A 3,303-nucleotide genomic window follows, 5' to 3' on the forward strand; every position below is an offset into this window, starting at 1 on the left:
GCAATGGCAACTGGGCAGAATCCTCAACCTAAAACAGGATAAAACAGGTGCGATTGACCGAAGGTCACGCTCCGCGATTGCGGCTTATGCTCAATCGGTGCAAACCCTCCAATCTATCCGTAGCGACCTAGTCGCGATTAGTAGCGATATTCAGTTTGGGTTTCGAGAAAGCGTCGAACCAGTCTACCGAGAATTAGTAGGACTACTCCTAGAACCAAATGCATCTCAAGAAAACCTCAAACAAGCACGAGATGTAATTGAATCCCTGCAACTAGCAGAACTAGACAACTTTTTTCGGGATGCCTGTTTAGATGCTAAACCCGTTAATATCGATGAAATAGATCATAACGCCGCTATCTTTTATAGCATTATCTTGCGAGACCGCCTGGAAGTAATTGTCACTTTGCCCGGACAACCCCTGCGCCAGATCACCACTAACTTACCCAAAACAGAAATAGAAAAACAAATCGCTTCGGTAAACAGAGATATTACTAACCTTTGGCGAGCTCTGAAAAAGGAAAACTTACAAACAATGCACGACTGGTTAATCGGCCCCATTGAAACCGAACTAGCCAAGAGTAACATCCGCACTTTAGTATTTATCCCCGATGGGGCTTTGCGCAATATTCCTATGTCCGTGCTTTATGACGGAGAAAGCTATGCTATTGAGAAGTATAATATTGCGGTAGCTCCTAGTTTACAATTAATCGACTCTCAAGCCAATGTCAGAAAAAATTTTTCAGTTCTGAGTGCTGGAGTCACGGAAGTTCGTCCCCATCGTCCCAATTTCGGATCACTTCCTGGGGTGAAGGTCGAATTAGAGAATATCAAGGCTCAAGTTCCCTCATTGATTTTACTCAATGAATCTTTTACTGAATCTAACTTCAATACAGAAGTTAATACCTCTGGTTACCAAATCGTTCATCTGGCCACTCATGGTGAATTTAGTTCAGTCGCAGAAGAAACCTTTCTGCTGACCTGGGATGATGAGATCAATCTCAATGAGTTAAATAGTCTAATCAGAGCCGATCAAAAGCAAAAAAATCCCATTGAATTACTCATCCTAAGTGCTTGTCGGACAGCCGTGGGAGACTCCCGAGCCGCTTTGGGATTGGCTGGTGTTGCCGTGCGTGGGGGGGCACGCAGTACCATTGCCAGTCTCTGGTATGTGGACGATCTAGGCACTGCAGAGTTAATGACTCGCTTCTACCAGAAGTTAGCCACAGGCCAGGTTACCAAGGCTGAAGCTCTGCGTCTTGCTCAACAGGAGCTGTTGCAGAGCGAGCAATATAATCACCCCTATTACTGGTCAGCTTTTATTTTGCTGGGAAATTGGTTGTGAAAATTAGGGGGTAGGGAGTAGGGTGTGGGGGGTAGGGTGTAGGTATGGATGCAAAAGCTACCCTACACCTCATTACTGGGTGGAACGGGCATCTTGCCCGTTACAATTTTCCGGCGGGCTGTCTCAACGCACCCCACACCCCACACCCCACCCCCTACACCCCATTAGTTGCGACCCGTATGCCACAAGATTAATCTTGCTCTAGAATTTCAGGGGTAAAAGGACAATCCTGGGGGAAGCAAGTAGATGGATAATCCTTGCTAACGACCTTTAGTGGATATCTGTAGCAATCCAAAAATACCGATTCAAGATAAGGTTTGAGACTAGGAGATTCAGACAACAAAAGATTAATCTGTTCTCTTTGTTCATTAATCGTTTTTTCCCAACCTCGATAATCAGGCTCTGAATTCACATACTGCCTTTTAAGCAAGTGTTCCATCAAAACCTTAAGTCGGCTCTGAATCTCTCGTTTATCGGTTCGCGTAGCGTCGGCGAAAGCCGAATCGTCATAAGGTGGCTATTTCCTCAATTAAATTTTCTATATCAAACTCATCAAAGTTTCTTGTTTTAAGTTGCTTACAAGTTATATCAGTCCAAAGAAAAAAATCCTGATTATACAAGTCACTATTACTCATGGCTTATACTATACCAAAGGGAAAAGGGAACAGGGAACAGGGAACAGGGAGTAGGGAGTAGGGAGTAGGGAAAAGGGAACAAAAGTTCTCACAATTCCTACACGGATTGGTATACCGAACCTTCATACTTACTATAAGTATATCACGTTAAAAAATGCTTTTGAATTTATTACTAATAGTAACTACTTTATAGGGCTTTTCATAGTTATGAGGTACAGATAATTTGGAGAGGGATACTTACCACACTTACCACACTTACCACGCTCCCTGCTCCCGACTCCCTCAAAAAATATTTTTAACAAAAAACATTTAATTATAGCACAATTTTTAAATTTTTGTGATATACTAAAAGTGTGGAGAATAAAATCCACGGGGAGAGCCAGCCTTAGAGTTTTCGTCAGGCTGGAAGGCTGGCTCTTGGTCACCCTTACAGGAGATAACGTAATATTATTTCCCATAGTCAACACCTATACCGATGGCTGATGGTCACAAGTCATAATAAATTATAACCATTGGCGCATGGCTATAAATCTAACTTGAGTTAATTCATAATAAATCAACAATGACTAACAACGACTCGAACAGATTAGATCGAATTGAAGCAACATTGTCTTGATGCAGTCGCTCATGGGGGAAACCCCCAAGACCGCGCTGCATCGCTAGAACAGATGCTAGCTGTTCAACGTGAACTACAAGAAACACAATTAAGGTTTCAAGAAAACCAACAACGACAAGAAAGGATATTAGAACAGATCCTAGGAGTTCAAGGTGAACTCCAAGCTGGTCAACGTGAACTCCAAGCTGGTCAACGTGAACTACAAGAAACACAATTCAGGTCTCAAGAAAAGCAACAACAACAAGAAAGGATATTAGAACGATTGATTGGATATAGTATTACCCAAGAATCTGACAAATTAGATTTAGAAGAAAGAATGAATGCCTTAGAGCAAAGAGTTAGAGGTTTAGAAAATTAGTGAATGACTTACACTAACTTGGCGACTGGCCTATTGACTTAATAAAAGTTAACAGAATCAACAGGTATTTTATGAAATAATCCCATGCATCGCGAGCATTTTGATTGATAAACATGAAAGCTGTGGTTTACCGATTTCTGCAAGCAAGTCCCTTTGTTCTCTATTCTCTACTAGCTGCAACTACAGCATTAGCCCAAATCACTCCAGATAATACCCTCGGTAATGAAAGTTCTGTAGTAACGCCCAATGTCGATGTTAAGGGTGCCCTAGCCGATTTGATAGAAGGTGGGGCGATTAGAGAAAGTAATTTATTCCACAGCTTTTCTGATTTCAATGTGGCCGAGTTTGGGCA

Annotated in this window: 5 protein-coding genes and 1 pseudogene; 3 read left to right on the forward strand and 3 right to left on the reverse strand. The window is 42.1% G+C overall.

What is annotated here, in order from left to right:
* The coding region (locus F6K52_RS34365) for a CHAT domain-containing protein (RefSeq protein WP_293089394.1) at positions 1 to 1,342 on the forward strand (1,342 nt) is incomplete at its 5' end.
* A 190-nt stretch (positions 1,343 to 1,532) separates the two neighbouring features.
* On the opposite strand, the gene F6K52_RS34370 is transcribed toward F6K52_RS34365, so the two are convergent.
* The 3 genes from F6K52_RS34370 to F6K52_RS34375 all read right to left on the reverse strand — a co-directional run bounded on the left by F6K52_RS34370 (position 1,533) and on the right by F6K52_RS34375 (position 2,103).
* The gene (locus F6K52_RS34370) at positions 1,533 to 1,781 is read right to left on the reverse strand and encodes a DUF29 domain-containing protein (protein ID WP_293089396.1); all 249 of its coding nucleotides are present in this window, start codon (positions 1,779 to 1,781) and stop codon (positions 1,533 to 1,535) included.
* Between the two features lie 67 nt (positions 1,782 to 1,848).
* On the reverse strand, positions 1,849 to 1,977 hold the full coding sequence (locus F6K52_RS37185) for a DUF29 family protein (protein WP_364421168.1): 129 nt from the start codon (positions 1,975 to 1,977) through the stop codon (positions 1,849 to 1,851).
* Positions 1,978 to 1,980: 3 nt separating this feature from the next.
* The gene (locus tag F6K52_RS34375; protein ID WP_293089398.1) at positions 1,981 to 2,103 is read right to left on the reverse strand and encodes a hypothetical protein; all 123 of its coding nucleotides are present in this window, start codon (positions 2,101 to 2,103) and stop codon (positions 1,981 to 1,983) included.
* Between the two features lie 542 nt (positions 2,104 to 2,645).
* Here F6K52_RS34375 and F6K52_RS34380 point away from each other — a divergent pair.
* Positions 2,646 to 2,951: a hypothetical protein gene (locus F6K52_RS34380; protein WP_293089400.1), complete on the forward strand. Its 306-nt coding sequence runs from the start codon at positions 2,646 to 2,648 to the stop codon at positions 2,949 to 2,951.
* A 113-nt stretch (positions 2,952 to 3,064) separates the two neighbouring features.
* Positions 3,065 to 3,303, forward strand: a pseudogene (locus tag F6K52_RS34385) (hypothetical protein); the annotation flags it as partial.

Source organism: Moorena sp. SIO3H5, assembly GCF_010692395.1.
GTDB lineage: Bacteria > Cyanobacteriota > Cyanobacteriia > Cyanobacteriales > Coleofasciculaceae > Moorena.

What these genes read in the sequence shown, in the direction of transcription:
- F6K52_RS34370 (WP_293089396.1), bottom strand. Translation starts at nt 1,781, where the DNA reads ATGGAACACTTGCTTAAAAGGCAGTATGTGAATTCAGAGCCTGATTAT.
- F6K52_RS37185 (WP_364421168.1), bottom strand. Translation starts at nt 1,977, where the DNA reads ATGAGTAATAGTGACTTGTATAATCAGGATTTTTTTCTTTGGACTGAT.
- F6K52_RS34375 (WP_293089398.1), bottom strand. Translation starts at nt 2,103, where the DNA reads ATGAAGGTTCGGTATACCAATCCGTGTAGGAATTGTGAGAACTTTTGT.
- F6K52_RS34380 (WP_293089400.1), top strand. Translation starts at nt 2,646, where the DNA reads ATGCTAGCTGTTCAACGTGAACTACAAGAAACACAATTAAGGTTTCAA.